The organism is Streptomyces rubrogriseus, from assembly GCF_027947575.1.
Taxonomy (GTDB): Bacteria; Actinomycetota; Actinomycetes; order Streptomycetales; family Streptomycetaceae; genus Streptomyces; species Streptomyces rubrogriseus.
This window is the reverse complement of record NZ_CP116256.1, coordinates 1,232,229-1,256,011: the sequence shown is the minus strand read 5'-3', so window position 1 is coordinate 1,256,011 and position 23,783 is coordinate 1,232,229. Positions and strand designations below refer to the sequence as shown.

Here is a 23,783-nt window from a genome sequence, read left to right as displayed (position 1 = left end):
ATGACTGAACGCCCCCCGCAGCCCGGACCGCGCAAGGACCCCGTCGACGTGATCATCGACCAGTGGGCGGCGGTGCGGCCCGATCTGGACACGGCCGCCATGGAGGTGTTCGGCCGGGTCTTCCGGCTGGCGCGCGCGATGGGCGACCGGATGGAGAAGGCGTACGAGCGCTACGGCATCTCGCGCGGGGAGTTCGACGCCCTGGCCACCCTGCGCCGCTCCGGGGAGCCGTACACGCTCTCGCCGCGGCAGCTGTCGGCCACGCTGATGCTGACCACCGGCGGCATGACCGGCCGGCTGGACAAGCTGGAACGAGCGGGCCTGCTGCGCCGCTCCCCCGACCCGCACGACCGCCGGGGACTCCAGGTCACCCTCACCGAACGGGGCCTCGAGCTGATCGACGAGGCGGTCGGCGCTGGCCTGGACGCCCAGACCAAGGCGCTGGCCTCCCTCGACGCGGAACGGGCCGGTCAGCTGGCCGACCTGCTGCGGGACCTCCTCGCCGGTACGGAGAAGTAGGGGCCGCCCGCGGGAACGCCGAAGGGCGCCGCCCCCTCCGCGTGCGTGCGGCGGGGACGGCGCCCTCGGTGAGACTGGGGCGGGCGGCCGGGCGTCGGGTCAGGCCTTCGCGGCGACCTTGGCCTTGGCCTTGTTCTTCGCACCGGGAGCCGACACCCGGTGGTCCGGGTGGGACCGGTCCAGGACCATGACCAGACCCGCGATGATCGCGAACAGCGCGAGCGGGGCCAGGACGTAGAGGCCCAGCGTCTCGACGACGCTCAGGCCGGTGCCGGGGTCGTCGCCGTCGTCGCGCGTCAGCGCGAGCGCGGGGGACGACATGAGCAGCATCATCAGCGTCGTACCGGCTGCCAGGGCGCCGGCGCGCAGGGCGTTCTTCTTGTCCACGGTGCCAAGTTAGCGAACGGTCCGGGCGGCCGCGCGCCCGGGGTGCCCGTACGGGGTCCGCGGGCGTCCGGCGCGGGCGTCCCGCTCAGCCGTCCCGGTCGCCGCCGCGCTCCCGTACGGCGGCGCGTGCGGCATCGCGCACGACGTCGATCAGCGCGTGCAGCCGGGGCGAGGCGGCCAGCTCCTCCAGGGTCACCGGGCGGCCCTCGGCGTCGGCGACGGGCAGCCGCCAGTTCGGGTACTGGTCCCAGGTGCCGGGGAGGTTCTGCGGGCGGCGGTCGCCGACGGCGTCCGGGAGCCAGATGCCGGCCATGTGGGCGGGGGTGCACAGCAGGAAACGGTGCACGGCCTGGATCTCCGCCTCCTCGGCGGGCGTTCCGGTGTCGCCGCCGGTGCCGCGCAGCAGCCCGAGCCTGGCCAGGACCTCCAGCCACTCGGCGGTGTCCGCGGCGGCCTCGGCGCGTTCCACCTCCAGCGGGCGGGTGAGCAGGCCGAGCCGGTCGCGGAGTTCGACGTGCTCGCCGGTGAGGCGGGCGGCGGTGGACGGCAGGTCGTGGGTGGTGGCGGTGGCCAGGCAGTCGGCGCGCCACCGCTCGGGCGGCAGGGGGCGGCCGTCGCCGGTCCAGTCCCGTTCGAACCAGAGCACCGAGGTGCCCAGCACCCCGCGCTCGCGCAGCGCCTCGCGCACCCCGGGCTCCACGGTGCCCAGGTCCTCGCCGATGACGACGGCACCGGCCCGGCGGGCCTCCAGGACGAGGACGGCGAGCATGGCCTCGGCGTCGTAGTGGACGTAGGTGCCCTCGGTGGGCGGCCGCCCCTCGGGCACCCACCAGAGCCGGAACAGGCCCATGACGTGGTCGACGCGCAGCGCCCCGGCGTACCGGAACAGACCGCGCAGCAGCTCCCGGAACGGCGCGTACCCGGACGCGGCGAGGCGGTCCGGGCGCCAGGGCGGCAACCCCCAGTCCTGGCCGCGGGAGTTGAAGGCGTCCGGCGGCGCTCCCACCGACATCCCGGCGGCGAAGTACTCCTGCTGGGCCCAGGAGTCGGCGCCGCGCGGGTGCACGCCGACGGCGAGGTCGTGGACGATCCCGACCGGCATGCCGGCCTCGCGCGCGGTGCGCTGGGCGGCGGTGAGCTGGGTGTCGGTGAGCCAGGTGAGCCGGGAGTGGAAGTCGACGCGGTCCATCAGCTCGCGGCGGGCCCGGTCGGTGTCGGCCGAGCGGGGGTCGCGCAGTCCCTCGGGCCAGCGGTGCCAGTCGGAGCCGTGGACCTCGGCGAGCGCGCACCAGGTGGCGTGGTCCTCCAGGGCGGTGCCCTGTGCGGCGAGGTAGTCGCAGTAGGCGGCGCGGCGGCCGGGACCGAGGGGAACCTCGTGGAGCAGTTCCAGTGCCTCGCGCTTCAGTTCCCACACGGCGTCCCGGTCGATCAGGGCGTCCTTCTCCAGCACGCCCTCGCGCAGCCGCCCGGCCCGCTCCCGCAGGGGCCGGGCGCGCTCGTGGTCGGTGACGTACGCGTACTCGGGCACGTCCTCGATCCGCAGGTGCACCGGGTCGGGGAAGCGGCGCGAGGACGGCCGGTACGGCGACGGGTCGGTGGGAGCGCCGGGTACGGCCGCGTGCAACGGGTTGACCTGCACGAACCCGGCCCCGAGGGAGCGACCGGCCCAGGCGGCCAGTTCACCGAGGTCGCCGAGGTCGCCCATGCCCCAGGAGCGGCGGGACAGGAGGGAGTAGAGCTGGACGAGAAGCCCGTAGGAGCGTGCAGCGGGAGCGGGCAGCCGGGCGGGCGCGACGATCAGATGGGCCTGGGCGGTACGGCCGTCGGGCGCGCCGACGGTCAGCCGGTGGATCCCGTGCGCAAGCCCGTCGACTCCGTCTCGGTACTCGCCCTGCTCGGTCTCGACGCGCAGCCGGGAGCCCGCGGGCAGGGCGGCCAGCGCGGCCGGGGTGCCGCCGCCGTCCCAGCGGACGACGGTGGGCGGCAGCAGCCGTTCGCGCAGCTCGGCGTCCCGGGCGGCGAGCGCGGCCCGGACGGCCCCGGGGGTGCTCGCGTCCACGCCGAGGGCGGCCAGCGCGAGGGTGACGGCGGTGGCCGTGGCCGGGACGGTGCGGTCCGGGGAGGGGCGGTAGGAGGTGGCGACGCCGTGCAGGGCGGCGAGCCTGGTCAGATCCTCGGGAAGGTCCTCGGTGGGCGGCTCGGCCGGCTGGGCTGCGGGCATCTGCTTCCTCTACGACCTCGTGGGTTCCGGAACGGGGACGGCGAAGGAGGGGCCGCCCTGCTCCGGCACGTCGGCCGTGAGTTCGGGCGAGGACTCGCTGGTCAGCGGTACGGCGTCGGCGAACGGCGACTCGCTGGTGAGGGGCTCGGCATCGGGCAGCGGCGGTTCGCTGGTCAGCGGGGTCTCGGCGCAGCTGCCGGTGGCGCCGAAGACGCAGTAGTGCGGGGTCTCGGAGGCGGCGGAGGGCTCCGCCCAGGGGGTGGACGGCTCCGCCACGGGTTTGGAGGGGGCCGGCAGCAGAAGGGGCGCCAGTGCAGCCACGGGGGTCTCCTTTGGTTCAAGCTCTGGGTCGGACGGTGGTTCGGGCTCTTGATCGGGCTCTGGGTGAGGCGTCGTACCGAGCACGCTTGTGGCGAGTTACGGCAGCCCCTACCCAGTCCCCGCGAGGACAGACGCCCCAATACCGCCAACGTGGCCCTGGTCACATCCACCCCCTCCCGAATACCTACAGACCCGGCCAAAAAAACACGTAACCCGGGCACGGATCACCCAAACCGGTCACCGGGCCCGGCCACGCACGGGCACTCGCAACCCCGGGAACTGTGCCCCGGGGACGAATCGTCGAAGGAACACATGACGTCACTGCCGCATCGGCTCCTCCAGGCGCTCGACCGGTTCAACGCCGCTCACCCGTGGGACCACAACGCCCACTACCACCGCTGGCTCCTGCGGCAGCTCCCCCACCGGTTCGGCAGCGCCCTGGACGTCGGTTCCGGCGCCGGTGACCTGGCCCGCCTGCTCGCCACCCGGGCCGACGAGGTCCGCGGCGTCGATTCGGATCCGGCGATCACCGCACGGGCACGCGCCCTGACCACCACGTCGACGGCGGCCTCCTTCACCGTCGCCGACGCCCTGACGGACCTCCCCGCCGGGCCCCACGACGTCATCACCTGCGTCGCCACCCTCCACCACCTGCCGTTCACCGAGGCCCTCGACACCTTCCGTGGGCACCTGGCCCCCGGCGGCACCCTGGTCGTCGTCGGCCTCTACCGGCCGCGGACCGCCACGGACCACCTGCTCGGCGCGGCCGCCGTCGTCCCCAATGCCGCCCTCGGGTGGCTCAAGAACAGGGGCCGCGCAAGACCCCGCCCGCCCTCGATGACCGCCCGGACCCGGCCGGCCGACATGACGTTCTCCGACATCACCGAAGCGGCACGGGAAGCCCTGCCCGGCGCCCGACTGCGCCGACGCCTCTTCTGGCGCTACACCCTCACCTGGCGCCACCCCTGACCGGCCTGATCTCCCCTACGCTGAGGGTGTGGACCCCCGCAGACCCGGAGGAGCCTTGTGACCGTGACCGCCGACAGGCCGCAGATGCTCGTCACCGAGTTCGAGGAACTCGCCCGCCACGCAGACCGGAGCATAGAAGGCGCGCGGCTCGAGTTCATCAACGGACACCTCGCGGGGAAGGCCGTGCCCGACGGCGACCACGGACGCGTCATCCAATGGCTGACGCGGATCTGCATGCAGCACCGACCCGACCTGTGGCTGGATCCGACACAGGGACTGGTGGTCGAGGCGTACCGGGGCGGCCGTGCCCGGCCGGACGGCTCACTGGCCCCGGCGGAAGCCTTCGTGGGCCAGGGCGAATGGGCCGACCCCGCCCCCGTCCTCATGGTCGTCGAGGTCACCTCGTACGACTCGGACACCGACCGGCGCGACCGGGTCGACAAGCCCCGGGCCTACGCCGGGACGGGGATCCCGGTGTACCTGCTGATCGACCGGGACACCTGCGAGGTCAAGGTGCACAGCCGACCGGACGGGGGACGGTACGAGACCGTGCAGACGCTGCCCTTCGGCAAGGAGGTCGCGCTGCCCGAGCCGGTCGGGATCGTCCTGGACACCGAGCCGCTGAAGAACTGGGTGCGCTGAGCCGGAGCAGGCGGAGGCCCGGACGTCAGGCGGAGATGCCGTCGATCCGGGCCATGGCGTCCTCCGCGCCGTACGGCTGCAAGTACGGCAACCAGCGCGGGTCCCGGTGGCCGGTGCCGATGATGCGCCAGGCCAGACCGGTGGGCGGGGCCGGTTTGTGGCGCAGGCGCCAGCCCAGCTCGACCAGGTGGCGGTCGGCCTTGACGTGGTTGCAGCGGCGGCAGGACGCCACCACGTTGTCCCACGCGTGCAGACCCCCGCGGCTGCGCGGGATGACGTGGTCGACGCTGGTGGCGACGGCGCCGCAGTACATGCAGCGGCCTCCGTCGCGGGCGAACAGGGCACGGCGGGTGAGCGGGACGGGGCCCCGGTAGGGCACCCGCACGAACCGCTTGAGCCGGACCACGCTGGGTGCGGGCACGGTGACGGTCGCGCTGTGCAGGAAGGCGCCGGACTCCTCGAGGCACACGGCCTTGTTCTCCAGGACGAGGACGAGCGCGCGGCGGAGCGGTACGACGCCGAGTGGCTCGTACGACGCGTTGAGGACCAGGACATGCGGCACGGGTGCCTCCTTGGGCGTCGGCGGCGCGTGGCTCGCGCCGGGACGATCTGGTTCAGTCTCCCCTCATGCCTGGTCGTAGCGCCACCATGTCCCGGTAACGGGCTGGGAGTGTTTTCGACCACACGGGGCCCGTGGTCGCGGGCGTGACCGGTTCAGGCGTGGGTGAGCAGCGTCTCGCCCGCCCGTTCCGGGCCGAACCGCGTCCGGTGCCCCGTTAGTGTGGTGCATCTGCCCGTCCGGTGACCTTTCCGTGACCTTGGACCGGACCTCGGACCGGACCGCGCAGGACGGGCCGCCGCACCTGGAGGTTTCCGCCGTGTCCCTGTCCGCCGCCGTCCTGCCCCTGCTGGCCGCCGGTTCGCCGTCTGTGTCCTCTGCGTCGTCACCCTCGCCGTCGCCGTCCCCGACGGCGCCGACCGTGCCCTCGCTGAAGGAGGCCCACGAGAGCGCGACCAACGCCGCGGGCTGGGTCGAGGAGAACTGGTCGACGTGGCTCGCGATCGGGCTGCGGGTGCTGCTCATCGTGGTGATCGCGGTGGTGCTGCGCGCCGTGGTGCGGCGGGCGATCACCAAGCTGATAGAGCGGATGAACCGCAGGAGCGGGGCGTCCGGCGGTACCGCGCTGAGCGGGCTGCTGGTCAACGCCGAGCGGCGCCGCCAGCGCTCCGAGGCCATCGGGTCCGTGCTGCGCTCGGTGGCCAGCTTCCTCATCCTCGGCACCGCGGCCCTGATGGTGCTCGGCACCTTCCAGATCAACCTGGCCCCGCTGCTGGCCTCCGCCGGTGTCGCCGGTGTCGCGATCGGCTTCGGCGCCCGCAACCTGGTCACCGACTTCCTGTCCGGCGTCTTCATGATCCTGGAGGACCAGTACGGCGTCGGCGACAGCATCGACGCGGGCGTGGCCTCCGGCGAGGTGATCGAGGTCGGGCTGCGGGTGACCAAGCTGCGCGGCGTCGACGGCGAGATCTGGTATGTCCGCAACGGCGAGGTCAAGCGCATCGGCAACCTCTCCCAGGGCTGGTCCACGGCCGGGGTCGACGTCACGGTCCGCTCCGACGAGGACCTGGACAAGGTGAAGGAGACCCTCTCCGCGGTCGGCGAGCGGATGAGCAAGGAGGAGCCCTGGAACGAGATGCTCTGGGGGCCGATCGAGACCCTCGGGCTGGACTCCGTACTGCTCGACTCGATGGTGGTGCGGGTCTCCGCGAAGACCATGCCCGGCAAGTCGCTCACCGTCGAGCGTGAACTGCGCTGGCGGATCAAGCGGGCCTTCGACGCGGCCGGCATCGCGATCGTCGGCGGCGCCACGGTCCCGCTGGAGGGCGCCCCGGCCGCCGCCGACCCGACGGCGGGCGTCGCGGCACCGTCGGCGTACGCGAGCTCCGTGTCGCCGCAGTCGATGGCGGCGTCCCCCATTCCGCCGCCCAGCACCAGCAAGTAACCCGCGCCCGGTGCGCTTCCCGCCCCCGAGGTAACGACTGCGTTGCCTCGGGGGCGGTCTCTTGACGGCTCCTTGCGGGCGGGCCTACGTTCTCCAGCCAACAGGAAACTTTCCTAACAGACGCACCTCGGGTGTCCCGCCGGAACGTTTCCCGTGATCCGCGCGGTGGACTTCCCCCACCGCCCCCTGAAAAGCTGAGCGGTCGAGAGGCAGGTGTGGACACGCATGGCAGGAACCGCCGGTACGCCGGGCACCCCGCGCGTCCTGCGCGCCATGAACGACCGGGCCGCACTCGACCTCCTGCTGGAGCACGGACCGCTGTCCCGGACCCGGATCGGCAAGCTGACCGGCCTGTCGAAGCCGACCGCCTCCCAGTTGCTGGCCCGCCTGGAGGCGGCGGGGCTGGTCCTGGCCGGGGGGACGACCGAGGGGCGCCCCGGGCCCGGCGCCCAGCTCTACGAGGTCAACCCGGCCGCCGCGTACGCCGCCGGGATCGACGTCACCCCGGACCGCGTCCTCGCCGCGGTCGCCGACGTCACCGGACGCACCGTCGGCCGGTACGAGCTGCCCACCCCGGGCAGACGCGCCGTCACCCCCGTCGTCCGGCAGGTCACCGACGCCCTCGACGGCGCGGTGAAGGCCGCCGGACTCGCCCGCGACGACGTCCACCGCCTCGTCATCGGCACGCCGGGCGCCTTCGACCCGGGCACCGGACGGCTGCGCTACGCCTCCCACCTGCCCGGCTGGCACTCCCCCACCCTCCTGGACGAACTCGCCGCCGCGCTGCCGATGCCGGTCGAGTACGAGAACGACGTGAACCTCGCCGCCGTGGCCGAGCAGCGCCTCGGCGCGGCCCGGGGCCACGAGGACTTCGTCCTGCTGTGGAACCAGGAGGGCCTGGGCGCCGCCCTGGTCCTCGGCGGCCGGCTGCACCGCGGCTGGACCGGCGGCGCCGGCGAGGTCGGGTTCCTGCCGGTGCCCGGCGCCCCGCTGGTCCGCAAGGTCAGCCGCACCGGCAGCGGCGGCTTCCAGGAGCTGGCCGGTTCCCAGGCGCTGGCAGGACTGGCCCGGGAGCTGGGGGTCGCCGACGTGCCGTCGGGGCCCTACACCGAGGTCGCCGCCGCCCTGGTGGCCCGTGCCGCGCGGGCCGACGCCGACGACGACCCGCACCGCCGGCTGCTCCAGACCTACGCCACCCGCCTGGCCACCGGCCTCGCCTCCCTCGTCTCGGTCCTGGACCCCGAGCTGGTCGTCCTCAGCGGCACCTCCCTCACCGCGGGCGGCGAGGCGCTGCGCGACCTGGTCCGGGACGAGCTGGAGGAGCTGGCCGCCTCCCGGCCCCGGCTCGCCGTCGGTGACGTGACCGAGCACCCCGTCCTGCGCGGCGCACTGGAGAGTGCGCTCGCGACCACCCGCGACGAGGTCTTCGACACCTCGCGCTGACCTCCGCGCCACCCCGCCCCCGCCCCACCCACCTGTCCCGCCCTGCCCCTGGGAGCTTCGCCATGCCCGGAATATCCAGAAAAGCGGCCCTCGCGGTCGCCGCCTCCGCCTCCCTCGCCCTGCTCGCCACCGCCTGCACCGGCCAGTCCGAGACCGGCGCCTCCGACGACCCGAACGCCGAGTCCACCATCACCTTCTGGCACGGCTGGAGCGCGCCCGCCGAGGTGAAGGCCGTCCAGGCCAACGTGGACCGCTTCGAGAAGGCACACCCGAACATCAAGGTGAAGGTCGTCGGCAACATCAACGACGACAAGCTCAACCAGGCGCTGCGCGCGGGCGGTTCGAGCGGTCCCGACGTGGTGTCCTCGTTCACCACCTCCAACATCGGCAAGTTCTGCTCCTCGGGCGCCTTCCTCGACCTGAAGCCGTTCGTCGAGAAGTCGAAGCTCGACCTGGACGCCCTCATCCCGAAGCCGATGCTGGAGTACACGCAGTTCGAGGGGACGCGCTGCGCCCTGCCCCTGCTCGGCGACGCCTACGGCCTCTACTACAACAAGGACGCCTTCGAGGCGGCCGGGATCAAGGCCCCGCCGAAGACCTGGTCCGAGTTCGCCCAGGTGGCGAAGAAGCTGACGAAGACCAAGGGCGACGGGTACCAGCAGCTCGGCTTCATGCCGAACTACCACGGCTACGAGACCGTCGTCGACCACTACATGTCCCAGTGGGACCACGCCTACTTCGGCGAGGACGGCAGGTCCAGCGTCGCCGAGGACCCGGCGTTCGCCGAGATGTTCACCTACCAGAAGAAGCTCGTCGACGACCTCGGCGGCTTCGAGAAGCTGGAGAGGTACCGCAACACCTTCGGCGACGAGTGGGGCGCCAAGCACCCCTTCCAGACCGGCCAGGTCGCCATGCAGCTGGACGGCGAGTGGCGGCTCGGCATGGCGAAGGACGCCGGGGTCGACTTCGAGATCGGCACCGCGCCGATGCCCGTCGCCGACGACGAGGTGGCCGAGTACGGCAAGGGATTCCTGTCCGGCACGGTCATGGGCATCGCACCGCAGAGCAAGAAGCAGAACGCGGCGTGGGAGCTGGTGAAGTACATGACGACCGACACCGGGGCGGTCGTCGCCTTCGCCAACGCCATCCGCAACGTGCCCTCCACCTTCCCGGCCCTCAAGTCCCCCGACCTGAAGACCGACCCGGCGTTCAAGACCTTCCTGGACATCGCCCAGCACCCCGAGTCGAACTCCCCGCCCGCCTCCGTCAACGGCGCCACCTACCAGCTGACCCTCCAGGACCTCGGCTACCAGTACGAGTCGGGCAAGGTGAAGGACCTCAAGGCCGGTCTGGAGAAGGCCGCCGCGCAGATCGACCGCGACATCGCGCAGGCGAAGTAGCGGTCCATGGCCACCAACACGCTCCGCGCGAAGCGCCGTTCCTCGGCGCTTCGGACGGCGGCCTTCATGTCGCCGTGGCTCGTCGGGTTCGGCGTCTTCTTCGCCTACCCGCTGGTGTCCACCGTGTACTTCTCGCTGATGAAGTACGACGGCTTCGGCGTCCCGGAGTTCCGGGGCCTGGAGAACTGGACGTACGTCTTCCAGGACTACCCGCTGTTCTGGCCCGCGCTGCGCAACACCCTCTGGCTGGTCCTGGTGATGGTGACCTGCCGGGTGGTGTTCGGGCTCGGGGTCGGGCTGCTCATCACGAAGATCAGGACGGGCGCCGGGGTCTTCCGGACCCTCTTCTACCTGCCCTACCTCGCCCCGCCCGTCGCCGCGACGCTCGCCTTCGTCTTCCTCCTCAACCCCGGCACGGGGCCGGTCAACTCGGTCCTGGAGGGCCTGGGCGTCCCGGCGCCCGGCTGGTTCACGGACGCCGCCTGGTCCAAGCCCGCGCTGACCGCGCTCGCGGTGTGGGGCGTGGGCGACCTGATGGTGATCTTCATGGCGGCGCTGCTCGACGTACCGAAGGAGCAGTACGAGGCGGCCGAGCTGGACGGGGCGTCGGCCTGGCAGCGGTTCCGGTTCGTGACGCTGCCGAACATCTCGCCGATCGTGCTGTTCGCCGTGGTCACGGGTGTGATCCAGACGATGCAGTACTACACGCAGCCGCTGGTCGCCGGGAAGGTCGCCTCCGGGATCATCGGCGGCTCCGGCCAGTCCTTCGAGCCCGGCTATCCCGACAAGTCGACCCTCACCCTCCCCCAGCTCGTCTACAACCTCGGCTTCCAGCGCTTCGACTACGGCTCCGCCTGTGTGGTCGCGCTCGTGCTGTTCGCCCTGGCCATGGCGTTCACGGCGCTGCTGATGCGCCGCCGGGGCGGTCTGATCCAGGCAGGTGACCGATGACCACCCAGGTACCGACGGCCCAGGTGCCGGCCCGGCCCGCGGCGGCCGCCGGCCCGCCGCCCACCGAGGAGCGCACCGCCCGCCGGCGCGTGCTGCTGCACTGGATCGCCGTCCACTCGCTCGGCGTGGCCGCCGCCCTCTTCTTCACGCTGCCGTTCGTCTTCGTGGTCCTCACCTCGCTGATGAGCGACCAGCAGGCCCTCACCCGGGACCTGTGGCCGCACACCTGGGAGTGGGGCAACTACCGGGCCGTCCTGGACACGCCCGGCTTCCTCACCTGGTGGAAGAACACGCTGCTGTACGCGGGGCTCGGCACCGTGCTGACCGTGGCGTCGTCGATCCCGGTGGCGTACGCGCTGGCCAAGTTCCGCTTCCGGGGCCGGCACCTGTCCCTGATGCTGGTGATCTCGATGATGATGCTGCCCCCGCAGGTGATCATCATCCCGATGTACCTGTTCTGGGCGAAGCAGCTGGACCTGTCCGGCACGCTGTGGCCGCTGATCATCCCGATGGCCTTCGGCGACGCCTTCTCCATCTTCCTGCTGCGCCAGTTCCTGCTGACCATCCCGGACGAGTACCTGGACGCGGCGAAGGTCGACGGCTGCGGGGAGCTGCGCACCCTGCTGAAGGTCGTCCTGCCGATGGCGAAGCCGGGGATCGCCGCCGTGGCCCTCTTCCAGTTCTTCTACGCCTGGAACGACTACTTCGGCCCACAGATCTACGCCTCCGAGAACCCCGGCGCCTGGACCCTCTCCTACGGCCTGGAGTCCTTCAAGGGCGCCCACCACACCGACTGGAACCTCACCATGGCCGCGACCGTGCTGGTCATGGCCCCCGTGATCCTCGTGTTCTTCTTCGCGCAGAAGGCGTTCGTCGAGGGCGTCACACTGACCGGAGTAAAGGGTTGATGACTGCATGAAACTCACCGTGGTCGGCGGCGGTTCGACCTACACGCCCGAACTGATCGACGGCTTCGCCCGGTTGCGGGACACGCTGCCCGTCGAGGAGCTGGTCCTCGTCGACCCGGCGGCGGACCGGCTGGAGCTGGTCGGCGGCCTCGCCCGCCGCATCTTCGCCAAGCAGGGGCACGGCGGCCGCGTGGTCACCACCTCCGACCTGGACGCGGCCGTCGACGGCGCCGACGCCGTACTGCTCCAGCTGCGGGTCGGCGGACAGGCGGCCAGGCAGCAGGACGAGACCTGGCCGCTGGAGTGCGGCTGCGTCGGCCAGGAGACGACCGGCGCGGGCGGGCTCGCCAAGGCGCTGCGCACGGTGCCGGTGGTGCTGGACATCGCCGAGCGGGTGCGCCGGGCCAACCCGGACGCCTGGATCATCGACTTCACCAACCCGGTCGGCATCGTCACCCGCGCCCTGCTCCAGGCCGGGCACCGGGCGGTCGGCCTGTGCAACGTGGCGATCGGACTGCAACGGAAGTTCGCCGGGCTGCTCGGGGTGACGCCCGCCGACGTCCACCTGGACCACGTCGGCCTCAACCACCTCACCTGGGAGACCGCCGTACGGCTCGGCGGCCCCGAGGGCGAGGACGTGCTGCCCCGCCTGCTGGCCGAGCACGGGGAGTCGGTCGCCGCCGACCTGCGCCTGCCCCGCCCGCTCCTGGACCGCCTCGGCGTCGTCCCCTCCTACTACCTGCGCTACTACTACGCCCACGACGAGGTCGTCGACGAGCTGCGCACCAAGCCGTCCCGGGCCGCCGAGGTCGCGGAGATGGAGCGGCAACTGCTGGAGATGTACGGCGACCCGGCCCTGGACGAGAAGCCCGCGCTGCTCGCCAAGCGCGGCGGCGCCTACTACTCCGAGGCCGCCGTCGACCTCGCCGCCGCCCTGCTCGGCGGCGCGGGCTCCCCGTACCAGGTGGTGAACACCTACAACCGGGGCACGCTGCCCTTCCTGCCCGACGACGCGGTGATCGAGGTGCCGGCGGCGGTGGGCGGCAAGGGTGCCTCCCCGCTGCCGGTGGCGGACGTGGACCCGCTGTACGCGGGGCTGATGGCGAACGTGACCGCGTACGAGGACCTGGCCCTGGACGCGGCCCTGCGTGGCGGCCGGGACCGGGTCTTCCGGGCGCTGCTCGCCCACCCCCTCGTCGGCCAGTACGCGTACGCCGAGCAGCTCACCGACCGGCTGATCGCGCACAACCGGGAGCACCTGGCGTGGGCCTGAGCGCAAGCGTCCTCGCCATTGACGCGGGCAACAGCAAGACCGACGTGGCCGTGGTGGCGGCCGACGGCGAGGTACTCGCCACGGCGCGCGGCGGGGCCTTCCGGCCGCCCGCCGTGGGTGTCGAGCGGGCCGTGGACGCCCTGGCGGACGCGGTGACGCGGGCCTTCGACGCGGCCGGGGTCACCGCCGTCGACCACGTGTCGGCGTGCCTGGCCAACGCCGACCTGCCCGTGGAGGAGGAACAGCTGGCCGCCGCGCTGCACGCCCGCGCGTGGGGCGGGAGCGTCGAGGTACGCAACGACACGTTCGCGGTCCTGCGGGCGGGCGTCGACGAACCGCTGGGCGTCGCCGTCGTGTGCGGGGCGGGCGTGAACTGCGTCGGCATGCGCCCCGACGGCCGTACCGCCCGCTTCCCGGCCATCGGCCGCATCTCCGGGGACTGGGGCGGCGGCTGGGGACTGGCCGAGGAGGCGCTGTGGCACGCCGCGCGCGCGGAGGACGGCCGGGGGGAGCCGACCGAGCTGGCCCGCACCCTGCCGGCCCACTTCGGCCTCGACTCGATGTACGCGCTCATCGAGGCCCTGCACCTGCGGCGGGTCGAGCCGGTACGGCGGCACGAGCTGACCCCGGTGCTGTTCGCCACGGCCGCGGGCGGCGACCCGCTCGCCCGGTCGGTCGTGGACCGGCAGGCCGACGAGGTGGTGGCCATGGCCACGGTCGCGCTGACCCGGCTCGACCTGCTGGCCGAACCCGCGCCGGTGCTGCTGGGCGGCAGCGTGCTGGCGGCCCGGCATCCGCAGCTCGACGAGCGGATACGGGAGCTGCTGGCGGCCCGCGCCCCCAAGGCCGTGCCCAGGGTGGTGACGGCCCGGCCCGTGCTCGGCGCGGTGCTCCTGGGACTCGACCAGGTGGCCGCGGCCCCCGGGGCCCGTGAGCGGGCCCGGGAGCACTTCACCGCCTGAGCCGTCCGGGCCGCCCGCGTATCGCGCCGCCGACGACGACCGGGAACCGGTACGGGGAACCGAACCGGTTCCCGTGGCGTATTCATGGGCAGGGGTGGTGCGTTGCACCGGGATCACATCAAGATCGGACGAAGGCCGGTGCGAATGTCGGTGCGGACGGCGATACTTGCGGCGACGGATGACCATGGGGGAGGTCAGCGGTGACTCAACCGCCGGGGAGCAGCGCGGCACCGCCGCCGGGCACGGCGCCGCGTCGTACCGCCTTCGCCGAGGGCGTGGACCGGCTGCGCGCGGCGGCGGTCACCGAACCGGGGCGGCTGCGCATCATCGGCGCGCTGCTCGCCCTGCTCGTCGTCGCCTTCGGCACCGTCACCGCCTGGCAGATGAACGAGCGGGCCGCGGCCGCCGACGACGTGCTGACCCGCAGCCAGCCGCTCAGCTCCGCGGCGGCCGACATCTACCGCTCCCTCGCCGAGGCCAACACCGCGGCCTCCAGCGGCTTCCTGGCCGGCGGCCAGGAGACGGAGGACTCCCGCACGCGCTACGACAACGGGATCCGCGCGGCCGCCGAGGGGCTCGTGACGGCCGCCGCCAACTCCGAGCCGAAGTCGCCCGCGGCGACCACCATCGCCAAGCTCAACCGCCTGCTGCCCGAGTACAAGGGCCTGGTCGAGCGCGCCCGCACCTACAACCGGCAGGGCTTCCCGGTCGGCGGCGCCTATCTGCGCTACGCCAACGAGAAGATGCAGAAGGAGATGCTCCCGGCGGCGGAGGACCTCTACAAGAAGGAGAACCAGCGGCTGGGCGCCGACTACGGCGACGCCAAGCCCTACCCCTGGGCGGCGATCGCCCTCGGCGTCGTCCTGCTCGCCGCGCTGGCCTGGGCCCAGCACCGCACCTACCGGCGCACCAACCGCGTCCTGAACCACGGCATGGTCGCGGCGACCGCCGCCTGTGCCGTCGTACTGCTCTGGCTGGTCGTCGGCCACGGCGTCGCACGGTCGAACCTGACCGACTCCCACGAGCACGGCGTCCGCTCCCTGAACGCGCTGAACGAGGCGCGCATCGCCTCCCTCAAGGCCCGGGGCAACGAGAACCTGACCCTGGTCTCCCGCGGCGCGGAGACGACCAAGGTGGGCGACAAGACGTACGACTCCTACGACCTGGCCTTCGGCAAGAACATGGACGGCCTCGGCAAGGCGCTGGCCGAGGCGGCACGGCTCGCCGACGACAAGGCGGGCGAACAGCCCGTCGACACGGCGAACGGCAACATGACGGAGTGGAAGAAGCGCCACACCTCGGCCCGTACGCAGGACGAGAACGGCAACTACCAGCAGGCGCTGAACCTGGTGATCGGCGGCGACGGCGCCACGGTGGAATGCTTCGACGGCGTCGACGCCGCGCTCGCCACCGCCCTGAAGCACGAGAAGGCGGAGTTCGAGCAGGCGGCGGGCGACGGCCTGGACGCGATGCGCTACCTGCCGCAGGGCGCGGGCGTGCTCGCCGCGCTGGGGGCGGCCGGCGCGCTGATAGGCATCGGCCGCAGGCTGTCGGAGTACCGGTGAGGCGGGGTGCGGGCCCGGCAGGCCGGTGGGAAGGGGTGCCCGTGCGGCCCGAGGAGGCAGGACCCGTGAAAGGGGGCGTGAGGATGCGAGCGGGACGGTTGCGGACCGGCCTGAAGGGCTGGGGCGGAGTGGGGGCGATGGCCTTCGCCTGCGTTCTCGCGGTGCTGGCGGCCCTGCTCCTGCCGGCGCTCCCCTGGCACGGCGGAGGCGGAAGCGCAGGAGGCGGCGGTGGTGCGGCGGACGACGGCCACGGCACCGCCCGAGGCAGCCAGGCACGGGCCGCGCAGGAGTGCACCGACCCGGAGAAGCAGACCCTCGCGCCGTCCGGGGACGACGGGCCCACCATCGACGCGATCCGCGCCCGCGAGGGCGAGAAGCGCAAGCTGGTCGTCGGCGTCGACCAGAACAGCTTCCGCTGGGGATACCGCGACCCGAACAGCGGCGGCGACGCCGAACTGGAGGGCTTCGACATCGACCTGGCGCACCGGATCGCGAAGGACGTCCTCGGCGACGAGGACGCCGTGCAGTTCAAGGCGATACCCACCGACCAGCGCGTCCCCGCGATCCAGGACGGCCGGGTCGACATGGTGGTCCGCACGATGACCATCAACTGCGACCGGCTGGAGGACGTCGCCTTCTCCGCCCCCTACTTCAGGACCGGCCAGCAGGTACTGGCGCCCAAGTCCTCCAAGATCACCGGGTACGACGGCACGCTGGCCGGCAAGGAGATCTGCACGGCCGCCGGTTCGACGGCGCTGAGCACGCTGGAGCAGGACCAGAAGGACGGCAGGCTCGCCGAGGGCGTCGACCTGCGCACCACCGTCCCCAACCAACTCGACTGCCTGGTACGGCTCCAGCTCGGCGAGGTCGACGCGGTGGTCACCGACGGCGCCCTCGCCGCGAGCCAGGCCGCGCAGGACCCGACGGTCGAGCTGAAGGGCGACGCCTTCACGACCGAGTACTACGGCGTGGCGATGAAGAAGGACGCCGACGATCTGGTACGCCGGGTCAACCGGGTCCTCGAACAGTGGCGCGCGGACCGGGCCGACGGGTGGCAGAACTCGTACGAGGAGTGGCTGTCGGAGACCATGGACGACCCGGCGAAGTCGCTGCCGCCGACCCCGCAGTACCTGCGCGGGAGCTGACCGGCGGCCGCGCAGGCGAAGACGAAGAACACGCAGGGCACACGCAAGTCCGCGACGGCGAGAGGTGATCGATGGGCGACACGGGACCCACCGGGCCGGTGATGGACCGGGACGAGGTGGACCGTGCGCTGGCGCGGCTCGGCGCGGAGCACGAGGCGATCGAGACCTCGCTCCTCGCCCTCCAGGACCACGCGGGCCGCAGACTCCTCGAGGGCGCCGAGCTGACCGGCGTCACCGCCGAGCGCTGGGGGACCGCGGAGGCGTCGATCACGCTGCTGTGGACCTACTTCGACGCGTACACGGGCGCGCTGCGCTCCGCCCGGGAGATCCGTTCCCGGCGCCGCTGGTCCAGCCGCGAGGATCTGGTGGAGCTGACGGAGCTGCTGCGCGGCGAGGCCGTCACGGTGGCCGGCTCGGCCGCCGCCACCGCCAACGCGCCCACCCTGCACGGCGGCCCCGGCCGGCTCAGCGAGCGGTACTCGCTGGTGACGCTGGTGGACCGGATGAACCAGCTCTACGCGACCTCCCTGGACATGGTGGTCGCCGCCGACGCGGTCTGGTCGGCGCTGCCCGCCCGGATCGATTTACTCGCCGCCGAGCTGCAGCGCACCCGCAAACTGGCGCACTCCGTGGGCGTGCGCCCCGGCGAGCACCCGGCGGGCGACGACCTGGAGCGGATCACCCGCACCCTGACGCGGCTGCGGGAACAGGTGATCTCCGACCCGCTGGCCTACTGGACGCCCGCCCGGGGCAGTTCGGCACCGGGCGGCGGCCGCCCGGACACCACGGTGTACGACCGGGAGGCGCGCGCCCTGGAGGAGGTGCGCCGCGAGATCGACGCGGTGCTGGCCGTGCGCCAGGACGCCGAGCAGCGGATCGTCCGGCTGCGGGACGTGCTCTCGCGCGCGGACCGCACACTCGCCGAGGCCCGCACCGCGCGCGGCGAGGTGCTGGCGAAGATCGCCGCGACGGAGGTGCCGGTCGTCGGCGGGCCGCCGATCGTGCTCCAGGAGCAGCTGGCGGCGGCCGCCGAGTACCGCAGGCACGCCCAGTGGCACCGGCTGTCGCCGCTCCTGGAGTCCCTGGAGGAGAAGGCCGAGGACGAACTGCTGCGGGCCAGGGAGTCGTTGACGGCGGTCACCGCGCCGCTCGCGGTCCGTGCCGAGCTGCGCGGCCGGCTGGACGCGTACAAGGCGAAGATGGCCCGGCTGGGCCACGCCGAGGATCCCGAGCTGGCGGAGAAGTACGAGAAGGCGCGCCGCATGCTGTGGAGCGCACCCTGCGACCTGCGCGTCGCCGAGCAGGCCGTGCTGCGCTACCAGCACGCGGCGGCCGAACTGCTCGGCAACGCGCGGCGCGTGCCCGGCCAGGGCGGTCCGGTGGACCGGACGGGGCCCGGCGCATGAGCGAGGACCGGAGCGACGAGGGGGAGGCAGCGTCATGAGTGAGGCAGGGCGGACGTGTCAGCGTCCCGGCTGCGGCGGGACCTACGAGGACATGGGCGGCGGCGAGCTGTACTGCGACACGTGCGGCCTGGCGCCGGTCGTCGCGGCGGGCGGCGCGCTCGGCGCGACACCGACCGGCGTGGCCGGGGCCGGAGGCCGGGGTTCGCGCGGGTCGCGGGGTTCCTCGGGCAGCGGCAGCTCGCGCTCCAGCGCCCGCAGTTCGCGCACGTCGTCCCAGTCGTCGCGCTCGTCGAAGTCCCGGCGTTCGGTGTCCGGCCGGCTCTCCCGGGCGGTCTCGGGCCGCTCCACGGGCCGTTCGGTGTCGGTGCGCAGCTCCGGCTCGAACACCGGTTCCACCGGGCGCGGGCGCCTCGGCGTCGGTCTCGTCGAGGTACCGGCGGTGCCGCGCCCCGACCCGCGCGAGATGGTCATGGACCACCCGGAGGTGCCCGAGCGCAAGCGGTTCTGCTCACGCTCGGACTGCGGGGCGCCGGTCGGGCGGGCGCGCGGTGAGCGGCCGGGCCGCACGGAGGGCTTCTGCACCAAGTGCGGCCACCCGTACTCGTTCGTGCCCAAGCTGAAGTCCGGGGACGTGGTGCACGGCCAGTACGAGGTGGTGGGCTGCCTCGCGCACGGCGGGCTCGGCTGGATCTACCTCGCCGTGGACAAGGCCGTCTCCGACCGCTGGGTGGTCCTCAAGGGCCTGCTGGACACCGGCGACCAGGACGCGATGGCGGCGGCGATCTCCGAGCGGCGCTTCCTCGCCGAGATCGAGCACGCCAACATCGTGCGGATCTACAACTTCGTCGAGCACCTCGACCAGCGCACCGGCTCCCTCGATGGCTACATCGTCATGGAGTACGTCGGCGGCAAGTCGCTCAAGGAGATCGCCAACGCCCGGCGCTCCCCGCAGGGACGGCGCGACCCGCTGCCGGTCGAGCAGGCCTGCGCGTACGGCATCGAGGCGCTGGAAGCGCTCGGCCACCTGCACAGCCGCAAGCTGCTGTACTGCGACTTCAAGGTCGACAACGCCATCCAGACCGAGGACCAGCTCAAGCTCATAGACATGGGCGCGGTCCGCCGCATGGACGACGACGAGTCGGCGATCTACGGCACGGTGGGCTACCAGGCCCCGGAGGTCGCCGACGTCGGCCCGTCGGTGGCGTCCGACCTGTACACGGTCGGACGCACCCTCGCCGTGCTGTCGTTCGACTTCCAGGGCTACACCACCGTCTACGCGGACTCCCTGCCGGACCCCGACAGCATCGAGGTCTTCCGGCACTACGAGTCGTTCTACCGGCTGCTGGTGCGGGCCACCGACCCGGATCCGGCCCGCAGGTTCGCCTCCGCCCAGGAGATGGCGGAGCAGTTGACGGGTGTGCTGCGCGAGGTCGTCTCGCTCCAGACGGGCCGGGCCAGGCCCGCCGTCTCCACACTGTTCGGGCCCGAGGTGCGGGTGACGGACACGGAGCTGTTCCCGCGCCTGGACGGCGAGGTGTCGCGGCTGGGGGCCAGGGCGCCGCGTACGAGGGGACGGCCGGGCGGCTCCGGTGCGGCCCTGCCGGGCGGAGCGGGCGCCGCGCCCGCGCTGCCGGGCGGGCCCGGTCCGGCCGTGGGCGCGCCGGGCGGGACCGTCGCACACGCCCCGCCGGTCGGCGCGGGTACGGGGGCGGGGGCGGCGGGTACGCAGGTGGCCGCGTCCGGGGGCGCGAGCGCCGCGCTGCCGGGTGCGGTCAGTTCGGTGGGCTCGGCCGGCTGGCCCGGCACCGGGGCCTCCGGTCTGGTCAAGGATGCCGACGCGCCCACCGCCTCGCTCGCGCTGCCGGTTCCCCGGGTCGACGCCGGTGACCCCAACGCGGGCTTCCTGGCGGGCCTGATGGCGTCCGCGCCGGCCGAGCTGCTGACCGCGCTGGCCGCGGCTCCGGCGCCGTCGACCGAGACCCGGCTGCGGCAGATCCGGGCCCGGCTGGAGAACGGCGACGCGTCCGGCGCCCTGGAGGCGCTGGAGACCCTGGAGGGTGAGCGCCCCGACGACTGGCGGGTGGTCTGGTACCGCGGTCTTGCCGCGCTGGTGACCGGCGCCCACGAGGACGCCGCGCTGGCCTTCGACGCGATCTACGACGCCTTCCCCGGCGAGATCGCGCCCAAGCTGGCGCTGGGCCTGTGCGCGGAGGTGCTGGGGCAGCTCGACAACGCCGCCGAGTACTACCGGCTGGTGTGGTCCTCCGACCCGAGCCACGTCAGCGCGGCGTTCGGTCTGGCCCGGGTGCAGCTGGCCGCGGGTGATAGGGCGGCTGCCGTACGGACGTTGGAGTCGGTGCCCGAGTCGTCCGTCCACTGCACCGCGGCGCGCGTGGCGGCGGTCCGGGCGCGGCTGCGGCAGCGCACCGCGGCCGCGGGCGACCTGCGGTTCCTGGACGACCTGATCGCCGCCGCGCGGCAGGTCGAGGCGCTGGACGTGTACGGTCTGGATCCGGCGCGGCGCGAGCAGCTGTCGGCCGAGGTCCTCGGTTGCGCGCTGGACTGGGTACTCTCCGGAGGTCGGGGTTCCGTCCCTCCCGCCGCCGGGGGACGGACGCTGCTCGGCAGCGGCCTGGACGAACGCGGCCTGCGTTTCGGCCTGGAGCGTTCGTACCGCACGCTGGCCCGGCTGGCGCGGGGCGGCGAGGAGAGGATCGACCTGGTGGAACGTGCCAATCGTTACCGCCCCCGGACGTGGGTGTAGTTGATGTCGCAGATGCCCCAGCAGGCCGCCGTGCCGAAGTGCCCGAGCTGCGAGGAACCCCTCGAGACGGGTGACCGGTTCTGCGGTGCGTGCGGATACGACCTGTCCGTCGTGCCCGCCCGGCCCGAGGACAGCCCGACCCTGGCCATCAACGGCGCGGTGCCCGCGCCGGACGGCGTGGACTGGCCCGTGGCCCGGGACTCGGACGGTCACGGCCATCCCGCCCCGGTGCACGCGGCGGCCGAACTGCCGGGCACCGACTCGGGCGGCTCCCCGCTGCCGCCGCCACCGCCCGCCGCGCCGTCGGCAGCGCCCGCGGCCGCGGCTCCGGCGGGGTCGCCGGCGTCCGGGGTGCGGTTCGACCGGCCGGGGAGCCCGACGAGTACCCCTTGCAGGCGCCCGACCCGCGACTGACCGCGGAACAGGCCCCGGCCGCCGCACCGGCCCCGGTCCCCGAACCGGCCGCGGCTCCTCCCCGGCAGCCCGCCGCCCCGGCCGCGGCCGAGAAGGTGTGTGTGGCCTGCCGCGCGGGCCGGGTCGACGACGACGGCTACTGCGAGAACTGCGGGCACGCCCAGCCCCGCGAACGCGACCACATGGAGCAGGAGTCGGGCCCGATCGCCGCCGTCAGCGACCGCGGCCTGCGCCACCACCGCAACGAGGACGCGTTCTCGGTGGGCTGCACCGCGCTGCCCGACGGCGCCCGCGCCTCGGTGGCGATCGTCTGCGACGGCGTGTCCTCGGCGACCCGCCCCGACGACGCCTCGCTCGCCGCTTCCCGGGCGGCCGGTGAGTCGCTGCTCGGCGCCCTGCCGCGCGGCACGCACCCGCAGCAGGCCATGCACGACGCCATCCTCGCCGCCTCGCACGCCGTCAACGCGCTGGCCGACGAGCCCGCCACGGCCCGCGAGCAGGCCCCGCACCAGAACGCGCCGGCCTGCACCCTGGTCGGCGCCGTGGTCACCGCCGGGCTGCTGGTCGTCGGCTGGGTCGGCGACAGCCGCGTCTACTGGGTCCCGGCCGACCGCGCCACCCCGCCCGCCCGGCTCACCGAGGACGACTCGTGGGCCGCGCAGATGGTCGCCGCCGGTCTGATGAACGAGGCGGAGGCCTACGCCGACGAGCGCGCCCACGCGATCACCGGCTGGCTGGGCGCCGACGCCTACGAACTGGAGCCGCACACCGCGTCCTTCAAGCCGGACCGCGCCGGTGTGGTCGTGGTCTGCACGGACGGCCTGTGGAACTACGCGGAGTCCGCCGAGGAAATGGCCGAGGCCGTGCCCCCGGACGCCGCCGACCGCCCGCTGCACGGCGCCCGCGTTCTGGTCGGCCACGCCCTGGACGGCGGGGGCCACGACAACGTAACAGTGGCCCTCCTGCCGTTCCCGGCCCCGCCGCAGGGGGCAGGATCGGCCTGAGGCCGCCGCACGGCCACGGGTGGAGGGGCGGCCTCGCGGACCGCAGGGGGCGGTCCGCGCCAGTGAGCCAAGACCCCACCGCTGTGGGGACGTAGAGGGGGATGCGATCCGGCATGGCCAATTTCTCGAAGTCGAACGTGCCGCAGTTCGCGGTGGACGTCTACCAGAACGAGTACCTGCCCGAGGGCGGCCGTGAGGTCAACGCCATCGTCACGGTCACCGCGACCGGCGGCGGCACGGTCGGGAGCGCGGTCGCCGCGCCCCACCTGTACTCGCCCGGCCAGGGGCCGTCCGCCGCCGTGGCGTTGATGGTCGACTGCTCGGGTTCCATGGACTACCCGCCGACCAAGATGCGCAACGCCCGCGACGCCACGTCCGCCGCGATCGACACCCTGCGCGACGGCGTGCACTTCGCCGTGGTCGGCGGCACCCACGTGGCCAAGGAGGTCTACCCGGGCGGCGGCCGGCTCGCGGTCGCGGACGCCACCACCCGGGAGCAGGCCAAGCAGGCGCTGCGCCGGCTGAGCGCGGGCGGCGGCACCGCCATCGGCACCTGGCTGCGGCTGGCCGACCGGCTGCTGGCCACCGCGGACGTCGCCATCCGGCACGGCATCCTGCTCACCGACGGCCGCAACGAGCACGAGTCGCCGGAGGACCTCAGGGCCGCGCTCGACGCCTGCGCCGGGCGTTTCACGTGCGACGCCCGGGGCGTGGGCACCGACTGGGAGGTGAAAGAAGTCACAGGGATCGCCTCCGCCCTGCTCGGCACCGCCGACATCGTCGCCGATCCGGCGGGACTGGCCGCCGACTTCACGCGGATGATGGAGACGGCCATGGGCAAGGAGGTCGCGGACGTCGCGCTGCGGCTGTGGACCCCGGTCGGCACCACGGTGAAGTTCGTCAAGCAGGTCGCCCCGACCGTCGAGGAGCTGACCGCCCGCCGCACCGAGGCGGGGCCGCGGGCCGGTGACTACCCCACCGGTTCCTGGGGCGACGAGTCCCGTGACTACCACTTCTGCGTCGAGGTACCGGCCGCGGACCTCGGCCGGGAGATGCTGGCCGCCCGCGTCTCCCTGGTCATCCCGGAGCCCGACGGCAGCGTCCGGAACCTCGGCGCGCAGGGCCTCGTACGGGCCGTGTGGACCGACGACATGACCGCCTCCACGTCGATCAACCCCCAAGTCGCCCACTACACCGGGCAGGCCGAACTGGCACAAGCCATCCAGCAAGGGCTCGATCTACGCAAAGCGGGAGACATCGACGGAGCAACGGCCAAACTGGGCCGTGCGGTTCAGCTCGCGGGAGTCTCCGGAAACGCGGATACGGCGAAACTGCTTGCGAAGGTGGTGGACGTGGTGGACGCGGCGGCAGGTACTGTGCGACTGAAAGCGAAGGTGGAGGAGGCCGACGAGATGACTCTCGAGACCCGGTCGACCAAGACCGTTCGTGTGAAGAAGTGACGCTCAACAACCGCGCGACACGCCCG

At 73.3% G+C, this 23,783-nt stretch carries 20 protein-coding genes and 1 pseudogene; 16 read left to right on the top strand and 5 right to left on the bottom strand.

Annotated elements, in window-relative coordinates:
- On the top strand, positions 1 to 519 hold the full coding sequence (locus Sru02f_RS05510) for a MarR family winged helix-turn-helix transcriptional regulator (protein ID WP_109032899.1): 519 nt from the start codon (positions 1 to 3) through the stop codon (positions 517 to 519).
- Between the two features lie 99 nt (positions 520 to 618).
- On the opposite strand, the gene Sru02f_RS05505 is transcribed toward Sru02f_RS05510, so the two are convergent.
- The 3 genes from Sru02f_RS05505 to Sru02f_RS05495 form a co-directional block, all read right to left on the bottom strand.
- Positions 619 to 906, bottom strand: coding sequence for a hypothetical protein (locus tag Sru02f_RS05505; RefSeq protein WP_109032898.1), 288 nt, complete (start codon positions 904 to 906; stop codon positions 619 to 621).
- A gap of 85 nt (positions 907 to 991) precedes the next feature.
- Positions 992 to 3,127, bottom strand: a complete 2,136-nt coding sequence (malQ, locus tag Sru02f_RS05500) for a 4-alpha-glucanotransferase (protein WP_109032897.1) — start codon at positions 3,125 to 3,127, stop codon at positions 992 to 994.
- 9 nt (positions 3,128 to 3,136) lie between these two features.
- Positions 3,137 to 3,448: a hypothetical protein gene (locus Sru02f_RS05495; protein WP_061444727.1), complete on the bottom strand. Its 312-nt coding sequence runs from the start codon at positions 3,446 to 3,448 to the stop codon at positions 3,137 to 3,139.
- A gap of 312 nt (positions 3,449 to 3,760) precedes the next feature.
- On the opposite strand from Sru02f_RS05495, the gene Sru02f_RS05490 reads away from it, so the two are divergent.
- Together Sru02f_RS05490 and Sru02f_RS05485 are read left to right on the top strand one after the other, a co-directional pair.
- Positions 3,761 to 4,417: a class I SAM-dependent methyltransferase gene (locus Sru02f_RS05490; RefSeq protein WP_109032896.1), complete on the top strand. Its 657-nt coding sequence runs from the start codon at positions 3,761 to 3,763 to the stop codon at positions 4,415 to 4,417.
- A 57-nt stretch (positions 4,418 to 4,474) separates the two neighbouring features.
- A complete protein-coding gene (locus tag Sru02f_RS05485) occupies positions 4,475 to 5,059 on the top strand; it encodes a Uma2 family endonuclease (protein ID WP_109032895.1) in 585 nt (194 codons plus the stop codon).
- A gap of 25 nt (positions 5,060 to 5,084) precedes the next feature.
- Here Sru02f_RS05485 and Sru02f_RS05480 read toward each other — a convergent pair whose 3' ends face one another.
- Entirely contained in the window at positions 5,085 to 5,621 is a 537-nt protein-coding gene (locus tag Sru02f_RS05480) for an HNH endonuclease (protein ID WP_011028487.1), read from the bottom strand.
- A 256-nt stretch (positions 5,622 to 5,877) separates the two neighbouring features.
- Here Sru02f_RS05480 and Sru02f_RS05475 point away from each other — a divergent pair, with 256 nt between their 5' ends.
- From Sru02f_RS05475 to Sru02f_RS05430, 10 genes are all read left to right on the top strand, one after another.
- Positions 5,878 to 7,062, top strand: coding sequence for a mechanosensitive ion channel family protein (locus Sru02f_RS05475; RefSeq protein WP_373103706.1), 1,185 nt, complete (start codon positions 5,878 to 5,880; stop codon positions 7,060 to 7,062).
- 225 nt (positions 7,063 to 7,287) lie between these two features.
- Positions 7,288 to 8,505: an ROK family transcriptional regulator gene (locus Sru02f_RS05470; RefSeq protein ID WP_109032893.1), complete on the top strand. Its 1,218-nt coding sequence runs from the start codon at positions 7,288 to 7,290 to the stop codon at positions 8,503 to 8,505.
- Positions 8,506 to 8,567: 62 nt separating this feature from the next.
- Positions 8,568 to 9,905, top strand: a complete 1,338-nt coding sequence (locus Sru02f_RS05465; protein WP_109032892.1) for an ABC transporter substrate-binding protein — start codon at positions 8,568 to 8,570, stop codon at positions 9,903 to 9,905.
- Positions 9,906 to 9,911: 6 nt separating this feature from the next.
- Positions 9,912 to 10,856, top strand: a complete 945-nt coding sequence (locus tag Sru02f_RS05460) for a carbohydrate ABC transporter permease (RefSeq protein WP_109032891.1) — start codon at positions 9,912 to 9,914, stop codon at positions 10,854 to 10,856.
- On the top strand, positions 10,853 to 11,764 hold the full coding sequence (locus Sru02f_RS05455; RefSeq protein ID WP_109032890.1) for a carbohydrate ABC transporter permease: 912 nt from the start codon (positions 10,853 to 10,855) through the stop codon (positions 11,762 to 11,764). The genes Sru02f_RS05460 and Sru02f_RS05455 overlap by 4 nt, the downstream gene beginning before the upstream one ends.
- Before the next feature lie 7 nt (positions 11,765 to 11,771).
- Positions 11,772 to 13,037, top strand: coding sequence for a 6-phospho-beta-glucosidase (locus Sru02f_RS05450; RefSeq protein ID WP_109032889.1), 1,266 nt, complete (start codon positions 11,772 to 11,774; stop codon positions 13,035 to 13,037).
- On the top strand, positions 13,028 to 13,999 hold the full coding sequence (locus Sru02f_RS05445; protein ID WP_109032888.1) for an N-acetylglucosamine kinase: 972 nt from the start codon (positions 13,028 to 13,030) through the stop codon (positions 13,997 to 13,999). Before Sru02f_RS05450 ends, Sru02f_RS05445 begins: the two co-directional genes overlap by 10 nt.
- Before the next feature lie 200 nt (positions 14,000 to 14,199).
- Positions 14,200 to 15,564 carry a hypothetical protein gene (locus Sru02f_RS05440; RefSeq protein ID WP_109032887.1) on the top strand — a complete coding sequence of 455 codons (1,365 nt, stop codon included), beginning with the start codon at positions 14,200 to 14,202 and terminating at the stop codon, positions 15,562 to 15,564.
- Between the two features lie 83 nt (positions 15,565 to 15,647).
- Positions 15,648 to 16,709 (top strand): glutamate ABC transporter substrate-binding protein, encoded by a 1,062-nt coding sequence (locus tag Sru02f_RS05435; protein WP_109032886.1) that lies wholly within the window; start codon positions 15,648 to 15,650, stop codon positions 16,707 to 16,709.
- 71 nt (positions 16,710 to 16,780) lie between these two features.
- Positions 16,781 to 18,115, top strand: a complete 1,335-nt coding sequence (locus Sru02f_RS05430) for a hypothetical protein (protein ID WP_109032885.1) — start codon at positions 16,781 to 16,783, stop codon at positions 18,113 to 18,115.
- 81 nt (positions 18,116 to 18,196) lie between these two features.
- Here the strand turns inward: Sru02f_RS05430 and Sru02f_RS38110 are convergent, their stop codons facing one another.
- A complete protein-coding gene (locus Sru02f_RS38110; protein ID WP_455569444.1) occupies positions 18,197 to 18,502 on the bottom strand; it encodes a hypothetical protein in 306 nt (101 codons plus the stop codon).
- On the opposite strand from Sru02f_RS38110, the gene Sru02f_RS05425 reads away from it, so the two are divergent.
- The 3 genes and pseudogenes from Sru02f_RS05425 to Sru02f_RS05415 all read left to right on the top strand — a co-directional run bounded on the left by Sru02f_RS05425 (position 18,480) and on the right by Sru02f_RS05415 (position 23,757).
- The gene (locus tag Sru02f_RS05425; RefSeq protein WP_457853526.1) at positions 18,480 to 20,879 is read left to right on the top strand and encodes a tetratricopeptide repeat protein; all 2,400 of its coding nucleotides are present in this window, start codon (positions 18,480 to 18,482) and stop codon (positions 20,877 to 20,879) included. The genes Sru02f_RS38110 and Sru02f_RS05425 overlap by 23 nt on opposite strands.
- A gap of 3 nt (positions 20,880 to 20,882) precedes the next feature.
- Positions 20,883 to 22,297, top strand: a pseudogene (locus Sru02f_RS05420) (PP2C family serine/threonine-protein phosphatase).
- A gap of 113 nt (positions 22,298 to 22,410) precedes the next feature.
- Entirely contained in the window at positions 22,411 to 23,757 is a 1,347-nt protein-coding gene (locus tag Sru02f_RS05415; RefSeq protein WP_109032882.1) for a vWA domain-containing protein, read from the top strand.
- Positions 23,758 to 23,783: the final 26 nt, after the last annotated feature.